The organism is Photorhabdus namnaonensis (assembly GCF_001684335.1).
Lineage (GTDB): Bacteria > Pseudomonadota > Gammaproteobacteria > Enterobacterales > Enterobacteriaceae > Photorhabdus > Photorhabdus namnaonensis.
In genome coordinates, this window is sequence record NZ_LOIC01000095.1 from 123,627 (window position 1) to 137,979 (window position 14,353).

The 14,353-nt window shown below is 43.9% G+C and carries 8 protein-coding genes, 1 tRNA gene and 3 pseudogenes; 8 read left to right on the forward strand and 4 right to left on the reverse strand.

Annotated features, from left to right (window positions below; all coding sequences use genetic code 11):
* Positions 1-289: 289 nt before the first annotated feature.
* The 3 genes from Phpb_RS21970 to pepA all read right to left on the reverse strand — a co-directional run bounded on the left by Phpb_RS21970 (position 290) and on the right by pepA (position 5,240).
* Positions 290-3,190: a valine--tRNA ligase gene (locus Phpb_RS21970; RefSeq protein ID WP_065392219.1), complete on the reverse strand. Its 2,901-nt coding sequence runs from the start codon at positions 3,188-3,190 to the stop codon at positions 290-292.
* Between the two features lie 13 nt (positions 3,191-3,203).
* On the reverse strand, positions 3,204-3,653 hold the full coding sequence (locus tag Phpb_RS21975) for a DNA polymerase III subunit chi (RefSeq protein ID WP_065392220.1): 450 nt from the start codon (positions 3,651-3,653) through the stop codon (positions 3,204-3,206).
* A 66-nt stretch (positions 3,654-3,719) separates the two neighbouring features.
* Positions 3,720-5,240 carry a leucyl aminopeptidase gene (pepA, locus tag Phpb_RS21980; protein WP_065392221.1) on the reverse strand — a complete coding sequence of 507 codons (1,521 nt, stop codon included), beginning with the start codon at positions 5,238-5,240 and terminating at the stop codon, positions 3,720-3,722.
* 286 nt (positions 5,241-5,526) lie between these two features.
* Here pepA and lptF point away from each other — a divergent pair, with 286 nt between their 5' ends.
* Both lptF and lptG read left to right on the forward strand, forming a co-directional pair.
* Positions 5,527-6,627 (forward strand): LPS export ABC transporter permease LptF, encoded by a 1,101-nt coding sequence (gene lptF / locus Phpb_RS21985; RefSeq protein WP_065392222.1) that lies wholly within the window; start codon positions 5,527-5,529, stop codon positions 6,625-6,627.
* Positions 6,627-7,703, forward strand: a complete 1,077-nt coding sequence (gene lptG / locus Phpb_RS21990; protein WP_065392223.1) for an LPS export ABC transporter permease LptG — start codon at positions 6,627-6,629, stop codon at positions 7,701-7,703. The genes lptF and lptG overlap by 1 nt, the downstream gene beginning before the upstream one ends.
* Before the next feature lie 85 nt (positions 7,704-7,788).
* On the opposite strand, the gene ampH is transcribed toward lptG, so the two are convergent.
* On the reverse strand, positions 7,789-9,006 hold the full coding sequence (gene ampH, locus Phpb_RS21995; RefSeq protein ID WP_065392224.1) for a D-alanyl-D-alanine-carboxypeptidase/endopeptidase AmpH: 1,218 nt from the start codon (positions 9,004-9,006) through the stop codon (positions 7,789-7,791).
* A gap of 488 nt (positions 9,007-9,494) precedes the next feature.
* On the opposite strand from ampH, the gene Phpb_RS22000 reads away from it, so the two are divergent.
* The 6 genes and pseudogenes from Phpb_RS22000 to Phpb_RS22025 all read left to right on the forward strand — a co-directional run bounded on the left by Phpb_RS22000 (position 9,495) and on the right by Phpb_RS22025 (position 14,248).
* Positions 9,495-9,579 (forward strand) — tRNA-Leu (locus Phpb_RS22000).
* A 189-nt stretch (positions 9,580-9,768) separates the two neighbouring features.
* Positions 9,769-11,010 (forward strand): annotated as a pseudogene (locus tag Phpb_RS22005) (tyrosine-type recombinase/integrase).
* Positions 11,011-11,191: 181 nt separating this feature from the next.
* A complete protein-coding gene (locus Phpb_RS22010) occupies positions 11,192-11,866 on the forward strand; it encodes a hypothetical protein (RefSeq protein WP_240492654.1) in 675 nt (224 codons plus the stop codon).
* Between the two features lie 21 nt (positions 11,867-11,887).
* A complete protein-coding gene (locus Phpb_RS26185) occupies positions 11,888-12,064 on the forward strand; it encodes a hypothetical protein (protein ID WP_165603330.1) in 177 nt (58 codons plus the stop codon).
* Between the two features lie 70 nt (positions 12,065-12,134).
* Positions 12,135-13,159 (forward strand): annotated as a pseudogene (locus Phpb_RS22020) (IS630 family transposase).
* A gap of 73 nt (positions 13,160-13,232) precedes the next feature.
* Positions 13,233-14,248, forward strand: a pseudogene (locus Phpb_RS22025) (IS630 family transposase).
* Positions 14,249-14,353 lie beyond the last annotated feature (105 nt).

Consider the following 14,353-nt stretch of genomic DNA (forward strand, 5'->3'; position numbering starts at 1 on the left):
TGTAATAATGTATTTATATGATTTTATTCTCTCTATAATATGCTAACTATAATGATTTATATATAAAATAAAATTATATCATATTGTCATTTAAGATATGTAAATTTAAAAATTAATATTCACTCATGTTAAGGAAATAGGTATGGTTATTTTAAATATTCTTGATGGCATTTATATGGAATAGATTCAATTTACATCTTATTATTAATTTTATCGTTTACTATTTAAATTAAAAAGCCACTGACAATGAATTGCAGTGGCTTTGGTGAGAATTTACTTTTTGAAAAGATTACAACGCGGCAATCGTTTCTTTCTGAGTCAGCAGCTTCTCTTTTGAGGTATTGCAGCTTGCCAGACGTTCACGCTCTTTGGCGACAACAGCTTCGGGCGCACGGCTGACGAAACCTTCATTTGACAGCTTGCCTTCAATGCTGCCAATTTCTTTATCCAGTTTCTCAATCTCTTTATTCAAACGGCTTAGTTCAGCCTCTTTATCCACTAAGCCAGCCATTGGAATTAATACTTCTGCGCCATTAATCAGTTTAGTGACAGAAATCGGCGCTTCTTCACCCGCCGCAGAGAGAAGCGTGACGGAAGATAAGCGGCCCATTGCTTGAATAAAATTCAGGTTTTCCGCTACACGGCGTTGTGCATCAGCATCGGCATTACGTAGCAGAACTTCCAGTGGCTTGCCTGGCGCGATATTCATTTCAGCACGGATATTACGTACCGCAATAATCGCTTCTTTAATCCATTCCAAATCGTTCAGCGCCAACTCATCAGTTTTCGCTAGATCAAATTCAGGGAATGGTTGCAGCATAATGGTATCTGCTTCAATTCCTTTAACCACTTTTACCCGTTGCCAGATGGTTTCAGTGATAAATGGAATAATTGGGTGAGCCAGGCGCAATAATCCTTCCAGAACTTCGATCAGAGTATGACGGGCGCCACGAACTTCTGCCTCTGAACCTTTGTTAATTGCCGGTTTAGAAAGCTCCAGATACCAGTCACAGAATTGGTTCCAGGTGAATTCATAAAGAATATTGGCAGCCATATCAAAACGATAGGTATCCAGTGCTTCACGGTAAGCTTTTACTGTCTGGTTAAATTCAGCCAGAATCCAACGATCAGCCAGTGATAGCGCCATTTCACCGCCATTTTGGCCGCAATCCTGACCTTCTGTATTCATTAGAACAAAGCGGCTGGCATTCCACAATTTGTTACAGAAATTACGGTAACCTTGCAGGCGTTTCATATCCCAGTTGATATCACGACCTGTTGAGGCCAGCGCCGCTAACGTAAAGCGTAGGGCATCGGTACCATGCGCTTCAATACCTGTCGGGAACTGCTTCTCGGTACGTTTGCGGATTTTTTCAGCCAACTGTGGCTGCATCATATTGCCAGTACGTTTTTCTAGCAGATCTTCCAGAGAAATACCGTCAACCATGTCCAGTGGGTCAATGACATTCCCTTTGGATTTGGACATCTTTTGGCCTTCTTCATCCCGGATAAGACCGGTCATGTAGACAGTCTTAAAGGGAACCTGAGGTTTGCCATTTTCATCTTTGATGAAATGCATGGTCATCATGATCATGCGAGCAATCCAGAAAAAGATGATATCAAAACCGCTCACCAACACATCGGTTGGGTGGAAAGTTTTCAGCTCCTCGGTTTGTTCAGGCCAACCAAGGGTAGAGAAAGTCCATAAACCGGAAGAGAACCAGGTATCCAGTACATCTTCATCCTGGTTTAAAGCGGTGTCTGCGCCCAGATTGTTTTCACGGCGGACTTCTTCTTCACTGCGACCAACATAAACATTACCGTTGGCGTCATACCATGCCGGGATGCGGTGGCCCCACCATAATTGGCGAGAGATACACCAATCCTGAATATCGCGCATCCAGGAGTAATACATATTTTCATACTGCTTAGGGACAAACTGGATATCGCCATTTTCAACGGCTTCGATAGCTACTTTCGCCAGAGGCGCGGTACGGACATACCATTGATCAGTCAGCATGGGTTCAATAACCACGCCGCCGCGGTCGCCATAAGGAACGGTCAGATCATGAGGTTTGATTTCAACCAGTAAGCCCAGTCTTTCGAACTCAGCAACCATCGCTTTACGAGCCGCAAAACGTTCCATGCCTTGGTATTCAACCGGAATATCAGAACTGTAAACATCAGAAATTTCGCCATTGGTATCGAAAACTTCGGCTGCATGACGGATGTTGCCATCAAGGGTCATGATATTGATCATCGGCAGGGCATGGCGTTTACCCACTTCATAGTCATTGAAGTCATGGGCAGGTGTAATTTTTACGCAACCAGTACCTTTTTCCATATCCGCGTGTTCATCACCAACAATAGGAATGCGGCGGTTAACTAATGGCAGAATGATCTCTTTGCCGATTAAATCCTTATAACGTGGATCTTCCGGGTTAACTGCTACGCCGGTATCGCCTAGCATCGTTTCAGGCCGGGTAGTTGCAACGATCAGGTAATTTTTCCCTTCTGCGGTTGTGACGCCATCGGCCAATGGATAACGCAGATGCCACATAGAACCTTTAACTTCACGGTTTTCAACTTCCAGATCGGAAATTGCAGTGTGCAATTTCGGGTCCCAGTTAACCAGCCGTTTACCGCGATAAATGAGATTTTCTTGATACAGACGGACAAAGGCTTCTTTTACGGCGTTGGACAGACCTTCATCCATAGTGAAACGCTCGCGCTCCCAATCAACGGAATTACCCAGACGACGCATCTGATTGGTAATCGTGCCGCCGGATTCTGCTTTCCACTGCCAGATCTTATCGATAAACGCGTCACGGCCATAATCGTGGCGGGTTTTGCCTTCTTCTGCCGCGATTTTGCGCTCAACCACCATTTGAGTCGCAATGCCCGCGTGGTCAGTACCGGACTGCCACAACGTATTTTTACCCTGCATTCGCTGATAGCGGATCATGGTATCCATAATGGTTTGCTGAAACGCGTGGCCCATATGTAGGCTGCCTGTCACGTTTGGTGGCGGGATAACAATACAGAAACTTTCATGGCTGGTATCGCCGTTGGGCTTGAAGTAACCACTTTTCTCCCAATGGTTATAAAGAGGCTGTTCAATTTCTTTAGGATTGTACGTTTTATCGAGAGATGGCTCGGCTTGCGTTTGAGTTGCGGGTGTTTTTTCCATTTTATCTTGATACTTAGTATGTTGGCGGCGTTGCCATTGTCAAATTAAAGCCGACGCTGCGATATGACTTATATCGTTCACGCGCCAACTGTTTCAAATTTTCATCTATAGGAACGAAGTCTATCACTTCATGGAAAGCGGTGGCAAAGTCTGCAAATTGCGGCAACAGATTTATTAGAATATCACGAGGAGAATTTCCCCGTTTTTGCGGCCAACATAACTCAACCGGCGCGCCATATCTTGGCCCTTCACCAGCAAGATTATGTGGGACGAACTGATGAGGCTCCCGTTGCCATAAGGTTTCATCTAACTTTTCTGCCTGTTGCTGGTTTTCACAGGCAATTAGCACCCGTTTTCCTGCTCGCCATTGGTCAGCCGCAAATTGACATGCCAGCCATTCGTGAGCTTGCAAATCTGCCTGAGGTGATGGCTGTTCCAGTAAATAAAACGTGGCACTCTTCATAATGTCTCTGTTACGGAGAAAGGGCATTGTTAAATGCCCTTTTGATAAACTAAGCGAGGAATCAAATTAATCGTCGTTATTGATACCGGCACTTCCTGCCCGATTTAACAGGAATTGCGACAGTAGTGCAACCGGGCGACCGGTTGCGCCTTTTGCTTTACCTGAACGCCAGGCCGTACCCGCGATATCCAGATGCGCCCAATGATATTTTGTTGCGAAGCGGGATAGGAAACAGGCTGCGGTAATCGCACCACCCGCACTGCCGCCGGTATTCGCCAGATCGGCAAAGTTAGAATCGATTTGCTCGAGGAACTCGTCAGTCATTGGCAGGCGCCATGCGCGATCACCGGATTGTTCTGAGGCATTGAGTAACTCATGGGCCAGTGGATTATGGTTGGATAACAATCCACTGTAATGGTTACCAAGCGCCGTTATGCAAGCCCCGGTTAGTGTAGCGATATCAATGACCAATTCTGGATCAAAACGCTCAACGTAAGTTAACGCATCGCACAGAACCAGACGGCCTTCGGCATCGGTGTTGAGTACTTCGACCGTCTGACCAGATAGGGTGGTTAAAATATCTCCAGGTCGGTAAGCGCGACCTCCCGGCATATTTTCACATCCAGCCATGACGCCGATGACATTGAGCGGTAATTGTAGCTCAGAAACCACACGCATCACGCCATAAACCGTTGCAGCCCCACACATATCGTATTTCATCTCATCCATGCCACCAGCAGATTTGATTGAAATACCGCCGGAGTCAAAAGTCAGCCCCTTACCAACCAGAATGATGGGTTTGGCATTTTTATCAGAATTGCCTTTATATTCCATGACTGACATCAGAGATTCATTCTGAGAGCCTTGACCAACCGCCAGATAGGCATTCATGCCTAGCTCTTTCATCTGCTCTTCACCAATCACTTTTGTTGTAATATGGCTATTGGCAGAATCTGCGAGCTGGCGCGCCTGAGAAGCCAGATAAGCCGCGTTACAGATATTGGGTGGCATATTACCAAGATCTTTGGCTGCTTTGATACCGGCGGCAATGGCAAGGCCGTGCTGAATTGCACGTTCACCGCTGGTTAGCTCCCGACGGGTCGGAACATTGAAAACCATCTTACGCAGTGGGCGGCGCAACTCATTTTTATTACTTTTTAGCTGATTGAAAACATAGAGAGACTCTTTCGCTGTTTCCACCGCTTGGCGTACCTTCCAATAATTATTGCGGCCTTTAACATGCAGTTCTGTTAAGAAGCAAACTGCTTCCATTGAACCCGTTTCATTGAGGGTATTGATAGTTTTCTGAATAATCTGTTTATACTGGCGTTCATCCAATTCTCGCTCTTTACCACAGCCGATAAGCAGAATACGCTCAGATAACACATTGGGAACATGATGCAGCAGCAGTGATTGACCAACTTTGCCTTCTAGTTCACCGCGACGCAGCAATGCACTGATGTAACCGTCACTTATTTTATCGAGTTGTTCAGCGATAGAGGAAAGGCGACGAGGTTCGAAAACGCCGACAATGATACATGCACTACGTTGTTTTTCCGGGCTACCGCTTTTTACACTAAACTCCATGCGTTCTCCTGAATCTTAAAGACAAAGACGGATGCTATCGCTAAAATATAGCGTTCCGCATTAATCTACCCCATAGAAAATTAACTATTTATGTTAAGCTAAACCCACTATTTGTTATTGTTTAGCTAACTATATAAGTATGTTCTGATTGGGAACCTGAATATGGAATGCTTCGATATCATTTTAGCAGTGAGGAAGCCAAACTGATGCACATAATAAATGGTATATATACAATGAAGTTAGCGATTTTCCTGCAAAAAGACAAGTTTTCACAGGCGTAATAAGCGTGATCATCATTAGATATCTAGTACGGGAAACCCTGAAAAGCCAAGTTGCGATACTTTTTATCCTTTTACTCATCTTTTTCTGTCAAAAGTTAGTAGAAGTTTTGGGTGCCGCAGTGGAAGGGGACGTCCCGGCAAACTTAGTTTTATCCTTATTAGGATTAGGTGTGCCTGAAATGGCGCAGTTGATTTTGCCCCTGAGTCTGTTTCTTGGGGTATTGATGACTTTCAGTAAACTCTATACTGAAAGTGAAATAACTGTTATGCATGCGTGTGGTTTAGGCAAGCGTGTGCTGGTGGTTTCGGCGCTTATTCTGGCGTTGTTAACCTCCGCGCTAGCGGCAGTGAATGTCATTTGGCTCATGCCGTGGTCCTCGAAATATCAAGAACATGTGGTGGCTGATGCTAAAGCTAATCCAAGTTTAGCGGCTATCATGGAAGGGCGGTTCAAACCTTCCGACGATGGTAATCTGGTGCTCTATATTGGCAACGTGCACGGCAATAAATTTGAAAACGTATTCCTTGCTCAACTTCGTCCCGTTGATAACCAGCGTCCTTCCGTGGTGATCTCTGATGGTGGCCATATGGTGGAGCGGCCTGATGGCAAACAGGTGGTTATCCTTAATCATGGTACCCGTTATGAAGGTACTGCCATGTTGCGTGATTTTAGAATTACTGAATTCCGTGATTATCAAGCAATTGTTGGGCATCAGACATCAATCGTAGATAGTCATAAAGTTGAACAGAAGTCTATTGTTCAGTTATGGCGGGATGATGATAAAGATTCCCGCGCTGAGTTCCATTGGCGTCTGACTTTGGTGCTTTCGGTACTGATTATGGCTATGATGGTTGTACCCTTGAGTGTGGTAAACCCGCGTCAAGGGCGGGTACTAAGCATGTTGCCAGCGATGCTGCTATATCTCATTTTCTTCTTACTACAAAGTTCTCTGCGTTCTAACGGTAGTAAAGGCAAATTGGACCCCCTTATCTGGATGTGGTTAGTCAACGGGGCGTATTTGACGCTGGCGTTGGTTCTCAATATTTGGGATACCTTGCCGATGCGTAGGATTCGGGCTCGTTTCAAAGACAGAGGGGTAGCCTGATGTTTGGTGTATTGGATCGTTATATCGGGCGGACTATTCTACAGACTATTCTGATGACGCTGTTTATGCTGGTATCGCTTTCCGGCATTATTAAGTTTGTTGATCAGCTAAGAAAAGTGGGGCAGGGGGAATATACCACTATTTCGGCGGGTCTTTATGCTTTGTTAAGCGTGCCGAAAGATATTCAGATATTCTTCCCGATGGCCGCTTTGCTTGGCGCTTTACTGGGGCTTGGTACGCTGGCAACTCGTAGTGAGTTGGTAGTCATGCAGGCTGCTGGATTTACCCGTATGCAAATTGCTGGTTCAGTGATGAAAACGGCTATTCCGTTGGTGATCCTGACAATGGTTATTGGTGAATGGGTCGCGCCACAAGGTGAACAGATGGCGCGTAATTACCGAGCTCAGAAGATGCTTGGTGGTTCTCTGGTTTCAACAACCAAAGGTATGTGGGCGAAAGATGGGGACGATTTTATCTACATCCAGCGGATTGTGAGTGATACAGAGATTAAAGGCGTCAATATCTACCATTTTAGTGATGATAAAAAACTACTCTCTGTAAAGTATGCGGCCAGTGCGGTTTATGATGAGGATAGCGACCTGTGGAAGCTTTCTCAGGTGGAGGAATCCGATCTGACAGACAGCAAAAAAATCACTGGATCACAACGTATTTCCGCTGACTGGAAAATTCTCCTGACGCCAGAACAGTTAAATGTAGTAGCGCTTGAGCCTGAAGCACTTTCCATTAGTGGTTTATATCAGTACATCAAGTACCTTAAGCAGAGTGGGCAAGAATCAGGGCGTTATCAACTGAATATGTGGAAAAAAATATTTGCCCCACTTTCAGTTGCAGTAATGATGTTGATGGCGCTTTCTTTCATCTTCGGACCACTGCGCACTGTGCCGATGGGAGTGAGGATAGTAACAGGGATAACCTTTGGCTTCCTATTTTATGTACTTAATGAGGTCTTTGGCCCACTAAGCTTGGTGTACAACATGCCTGCGGTTCTGGCAGCACTGTTGCCAAGCTTATCGTTTCTTATTGTGAGTATTTACTTACTCCTTAAGAGACAGTAGCTTTTAGAAATCGGGGAGCCATAGGGATAGGGTTTTTGGCTAAGAAACCCTATCCTGGGCATCTCGATTTTAAGACGTAAAAGGATCAAGCTTGATGGTGATTCCTCGACAATGCGGTTACCAGTTGATTAACCCCCGTTGTTACGCTACTGAACTGACTGCGTTGTTTACGAGTAATCACCACGAACACCCCGATATTTTGTTCGGGGATCATTGCCATATACGTATTAAACCCGCCGCCGCCGCCAGTTTTCTGATAAACACCCGGTACATCGCCACGGGCGCTCATGTAAACCCACCCAAGGCCAACGCCATCTGCCTGACCGGCAACATCCATCCCTTTAATTGAAGCCAGAGCGGAACGTTTAAAATAAATGCCTTGTTCGCGACTCGCAGTTTGTTTACGTAACTGACTGTCTGATGATAAAAACTGCTGCATCCAGCGCTGCATATCTTTTGGCGTTGAATAAATTCCACCACTGCCTGCCGCGGCAATCGTATTAAGACACGGACTCGGCTTATAACTTTCCATCAAACGAGCACACTGAGAACGGTTTGGTGTCAGTGTAGTGTCTTTCATGTAATAAGGGCCGGTGATCTTATCGTATAACAAACGGGTATATGGCTTACCTGTAGCTTTAGAGAGCGCATCTGCCAATAAATCGTAAGCCAGATTGGAATAAGATGCTGTTGTGCCTGGTGCGGAGTCTAATTGAGCTGTCTTTAACCAAGTCCAGCGGTTGACTTGTGTAGGCCAGACAAAAACAGGACGTCCCCATCTACCTCCCGGCTGCTCACGAGGTAAACCACTGGTATGGCTTGCCAGGTGGAATAACCGGATAGGTTGAAGAGGGCTATACAGGGGCACTTTCACACCATAATAACTATAATCCTGCAATGGATCGGTAGAGCGCAGAACCTCATCCTCTTCTAGTTTGATCATAACCTCACTGGTCATCAGCTTAGTTAGCGAGGCAATACGGATGATAGAATCGGGCTTCGGACGGATGCCGTTTCCCGGACGGGTTTCACCGAAACTGCGGTAAACCGTCTGATTATTATCAATCACCACCATCGCCATGCCTTGCGCGTTGCTGCCGTTGAAAATATCCTGTGCATACTGGTCAACCAACTGTGAAGCCAGCTTTTTAGTTCTCGCATTTCCTTCGAACACTTCCCATTTCAATGGTTGTTTCTTCGGTTGCAGAAACCTTGCCGAATAGGTTTTATCAGAAGAAGAACAGGCTGCGAGAGCCAACATCATGGTAGAAACAGAGAAGATCTTAAAAAACTGTTTATTCATTTTGAATTGACCAATCAGGCATACTTCCGGTGAATACAGGAACAGGATAGAGAGACCAGAAACTGCTACTTATTCTTTTTAAACAATGCTATCAACGCGCCAATGACAATGCCCAAAAAGATCCCGGCGCCAATCCAGCTAATAATCGTCATAACCATTTACCTTATAGTGAACTATCATGCTGAGATTATATAAGGTGATTATAGGTTGTCTATCAGCGTCAGGTGGTTCGGCGAACTATGATTGTAAAAATTGTCGCGGGGGAGTTTTTTTTCTCTGGTATTGTAGAGAAGGAACTATTTCAAGTGGAAAAAATATTGCTAGGTGTGTTTATTTAGCGTTTTTATGTTCAGTAATTGAACGCGCATGTGTGTTGAGAGATGGGTTTGATCTTTTTTTCAACACTTGAACCAAAGTTAGAAGGATAACAGTTGCTAACAGATCGCTGACAGGTATAATAGCCCACGTTTTCCGCATACTACTTCAGTGCCGAAGTGGCGAAATCGGTAGACGCAGTTGATTCAAAATCAACCGCCTTCGGGTGTGCCGGTTCGAGTCCGGCCTTCGGCACCATAAAAAGCTTTTTTCAAGTCTACTAACGTCTAGTTTAGTCCACAAAAACAGTAAGTTAAGCAGATTCCTGACTTTACTTAGTCTGTCAACATCTACTCAAATCCTTGAACATATACCAACTGATGATGGTATAACTGATGGTATTCCCGGTTCGATAGATTTTGATACCAACATTGGAGGTATCAACTGATGGCTCTCACCGATATTAAAGTTAGAACTATCAAGCCCACTGACAAGCCTTTCAAATTGACTGATGAGCAGGGTATGCACCTGCTTATCAATCCAAATGGCTCTAAATACTGGCGACTCCAATACCGTTTTGACGGTAAACAGAAGGTCCTAGCGCTAGGTGTTTATCCATTGGTTACTCTCGCTGAAGCACGAAGAAAACGAGATGAAGCTAAAAAGTTGTTATTTGTGGGTATCGACCCTTCCGAGAAGAAAAAAGCAGACAAGATCGAACAAAGCGAAGCCCTAACATTCGAAGACATTGCCAGAGAATGGCATACCGCTTGCAAAAGGAAATGGTCTGCCTCCCATAGTGAACGAGTTCTAAAAAGCATGGAGGATGGACTTTTCACAGTGATTGGCAAAAAGAAAATTGCTGAACTTAAAACAAGAGACTTTCTTGTTCCCATCAAAGCTGTTGAAGCATCGGGAAGATTGGAGTTGCGTCTCGTTTACAGCAAAGAACATCGGCTGTAATGCGATACGCTGTTCAGAACGGCATCATTGACTATAACCCCGCCCAAGAAATGGCCGGGGCTATTTCGACGGCAAAACGGGTGCATAGACCAGCCTTACCATTTGAGCGGTTCTCAGAGCTTTTAGAGCGAATCGAGAGCTTCAAAGGTAGGAAACTCGCTCAGTTAGCTATGAAACTAACATTGCTCATTTTTATCCGTTCCAGTGAACTCCGGTTCGCAAGATGGTCGGAGATCGATTTCGAAAATGCAATGTGGACTATCCCTGGAGAACGAGAGCCATTGCCCGGAGTGAAACATTCCCACCGTGGCTCAAAAATGAGAACCCCACACCTGTCATCAAGTCTTGGAACTTTTGGAATCCATCAGAGAAATCAGCGGTGAATGTGAGCTTGTATTCATTGGTGATCATGATTTTAGAAAGCCTATGAGCGAAAACACAGTTAACAAGGCATTAAGGTCGATGGGCTATGACACAACCGTTGAGGTATGTGGGCATGGATTCAGGGCTATGGATTGTAGTGCTTTAATCGAGTCGGGAATGTGGTCAAGAGATGCTGTTGAAAGGCAGATGAGCCATCAGGAGCGGAACAACGTTCATGCTGCTTACATCCATCTTGCTGAACATTTCGATGAACGAAGTCTAATGCTCCAGTGGTGGGCTGATTATTTAGATGTTAACCACAATGGTGTGATTAGTCTGTTTGAGTTTGCTCAAAAAATATAGCGTTTACAACCAAGGATGGTTGATTCTTCCCTATAGAATGAGATACTACTATTAGAGGTTTGCATAATTAATCAATATGATGGGATCCTAAACATTGATAAATCCATTCTCTTTCTTCTCATTCCTTTACTCGTTAAGTAAAGACTCGCCTGAACCGGTGAACATTCAATACGAAGAACCGATGCCAAGTTTATTTCCCCCCGAATTGCGTGATAAAGCAGAAATAGAAGGCTTTTTTACCTCTCAAGTATGGATAGAAAACTTATCCGGCAGAGTATTAGATAATATCAGAATTAATCTCACAGCACCTTTATCTTATGCTCCCATAGTAAGAACAAACAAAATACACCGTACTATAGAATATAGTTATGACCATAAAACATATGAATTAACATTTAAAAGATTAGATCCAAAAGAAGCTCTGAGAGTGACCTTTTTTCCATCTTTAGATTTTATTTCTTTATTTAAAAAACCACAAATAATAATTGACAATCAAGAAATTAGTAAAGCAAGAGAATTCATCGGGTTTTGTCGAAAATATCCATTTTATACATTTGGCTCTATTATTTTTTTAATACTTATTATATCCAGCCTAACTTTTACTGGATATAACATATTACGATATAACGGGATAATAGATAAAAATTCAGATATTTCTTTAATGAATCAGGCAAATGAAAGAATGAAAGGTTATGGTTGTCCATTGAAGGTTGGCATCGTTGATGAACAACTAAAAGAAACTGTAAAAAATACTTTTGGATACCCTTCAGTGATACTTCAATTTAATGGAGCGAAAAGTGTCAATGAGTTATGGGCCAAAGAAAAAATAGTCTATCTCGATTGCAGTCATAATTAATACCATCACAAGGATTTATTTATGGATTTTTTCTTACCTGTAGTTGACGAAAATAAATTTCATGAAAATTTCAAAAGGATACTTATAAAAAATGACATTCTGTCTCAAGCTCTATTTAATGAGTGGGCTGAAGGGGTCGTTGATAGAGATCATAAAGCAATAAAGGAATTTCAAATATCGTTTAACTCAACCTTTTAGGAGGTATATCTATACCTGTAATCATTGAAGATGCTTGATTTTATCCGAAATGGAGACCATTATCCTCGCTATGAAAATATTTATTACATCAGAACAAAAAATCAAACTTGAGCGTCTTCACGACACAACTCGTGATGGTCAAGTACGAGACAGAATAAAAGCTATCCTTCTGGCTTCTGAAGGGTGGAGTTCTGTGATGATAGCCCAGGCATTGCGGCTCCATCAGACCACCGTTGACCGCCATATCGGTGATTACCTCAATCAGGGGAAACTTCAATCTGATAATGGGGGTCTGATAGTTTACTTTCTCGAGAACAAACTGATTTTTTAATCAACCACTTATCTCAAAATCTTTTCCATCACACACATGAAATCGTGGCCTATGTTGCTCAGCTCTGGAATATTACCTTTAGCATTCCAGGCATGAATAAATGGCTACACCGTCAGGGTTTTTCTTATAAAAAACCTTGTGGTATCCCTCATAAATTCGAGGCAGAAAAACAGAGGCAATTTATTGAATATTATGAAAATCTTAAAGTCGCAGCGAAAGACGCCCCCATCCTCTTTCTTGACGCTGTTCACCCGATTCAAGGCACCAAACTCGGTTATGGCTGGATACGAAAGGGAGAGAAAAAAACAGTCAAAACAACAGGAAGCCGAACTCGCCTGAATATATTGGGCGCGCTCAACCTGAATGCCATTGGTCGTACGGTGTTCCAGGAATATCAAACTATCAATGACTACAACATTTGCCGTTTTTTCAATGAAATAAGAAAGTCTTATCCTAACTATCATCAAAAAATTCACCTTATTGTGGATGGTGCAGGTTACAACAAAGCTCATCTTGTGAAGGAATGGGCTTATGTTAGCAATATTGAGTTACATTACCTTCCTCCATATAGCTCAAATTTAAACCCGATAGAGCGATTATGGAAAGTCATGAATGAACATGTTCGAAATAACCGTTATTTCGCTGATAAACATGAATTTCGAGACAAAGTGTTCAAATTTTTCACCACAACGCTACCTGATATAGCGGACTCGCTGACATCTAGAATTAATGACCATTTTCAGGTGCTAAAAACTGCATCTTGAAGTTTCTTGGGTATATACCTGTGCTCATTGAAACTGCTTGATTTTCGCCCAAATGAGGTTCATGGTATCAGTCATGAAAATATTCATTACCGATGAACAAAAAGCTGAATTTGAACACCTCCATCACACCTGCCGTGATAAGAGAGAGTGTGATCGCATCAAAGCAGTCATGCTGGCCTCTGAGGGCTGGAGTTCCGTGATGATCGCTCAGGCCCTGCATCTTCATGAAACGACCGTTAATCGTCATATCAGCGATTACCTTAATCACCGCAAAATCAAGCCCGAAAATGGCGGCTCTCAGAGCCATCTCAGCGAAACACAGACTCAGGAACTTATCGCTTATCTGACCGCGAATCTTCTGCCCACCACACAGGCGGTTATCCGCCTTGTCAAAGAAGCATGGGATATCAGTTACACTGTTCCCGGCATGAATAAATGGCTGCACCATAATGGATTCAGTTATAAAAGACCGACCGGCGTGCCACACAAGTTCAACGCGGAGCAGCAACGAGCCTTTATGGAAACCTACGGGAAACTCAAGCAGGAAGCCGGAGACCATGAACCCATCCTGTTCATTGATGGCGTCCATCCCACTCAGGGGACCAAACTCGCTTATGGCTGGATGCGCAAAGGGCAGAAAACCGCCGTGAAAACCACGGGAAGCCGTACCCGTCTGAACCTGATGGGGGCCTGAATCTGGCCGATATCAGTAAGACGGTGGTACACGAGTATGACCGTATCGACAGTTATCACATCGCCGGGTTTTTCATTGCCCTGCGTGAAACCTATCCGGTCAGTCAAAAGGTTCATGTTATCCTTGACGGAGCCGGCTGGTGAAAGACTGGGCTTATGTGATGAATATTGAACTTCATTACTTGCCGCCATACAGCCCGAATCTGAAACCCGATAGAAAGGCGGTGGAAGGTGATGAATGAACAGGTCAGGAATAACCGTTATTTCGCCTCGACGACCTTGTTCAGGCAGGCAATCCATCGTTTTTTTACGGAAATATTACCGGAACTTGCCGGGAACCTGTCGGGCCGTATTAATGACAACTTCCAGGTTCTGAATCCGGCATCTTCAAGTTAAGCGGGTATATAATGAAAGGGAACAGACCCCGTTATTTTCAACGAGGTTTGTCAGCGGTCTGATAATGCGCCTGCCGTTATCGGCAGGCGCGTTTGCTTTTTTACG

Excerpts from the sequence above, each read along its gene's own strand:
- Phpb_RS21970 (WP_065392219.1), bottom strand. The coding sequence starts at position 3,190 with ATGGAAAAAACACCCGCAACTCAAACGCAAGCCGAGCCATCTCTCGAT.
- Phpb_RS21975 (WP_065392220.1), bottom strand. The coding sequence starts at position 3,653 with ATGAAGAGTGCCACGTTTTATTTACTGGAACAGCCATCACCTCAGGCA.
- pepA (WP_065392221.1), bottom strand. The coding sequence starts at position 5,240 with ATGGAGTTTAGTGTAAAAAGCGGTAGCCCGGAAAAACAACGTAGTGCA.
- lptG (WP_065392223.1), top strand. The coding sequence starts at position 6,627 with ATGTTTGGTGTATTGGATCGTTATATCGGGCGGACTATTCTACAGACT.
- ampH (WP_065392224.1), bottom strand. The coding sequence starts at position 9,006 with ATGAATAAACAGTTTTTTAAGATCTTCTCTGTTTCTACCATGATGTTG.
- Phpb_RS22010 (WP_240492654.1), top strand. The coding sequence starts at position 11,192 with ATGCCAAGTTTATTTCCCCCCGAATTGCGTGATAAAGCAGAAATAGAA.
- Phpb_RS26185 (WP_165603330.1), top strand. The coding sequence starts at position 11,888 with ATGGATTTTTTCTTACCTGTAGTTGACGAAAATAAATTTCATGAAAAT.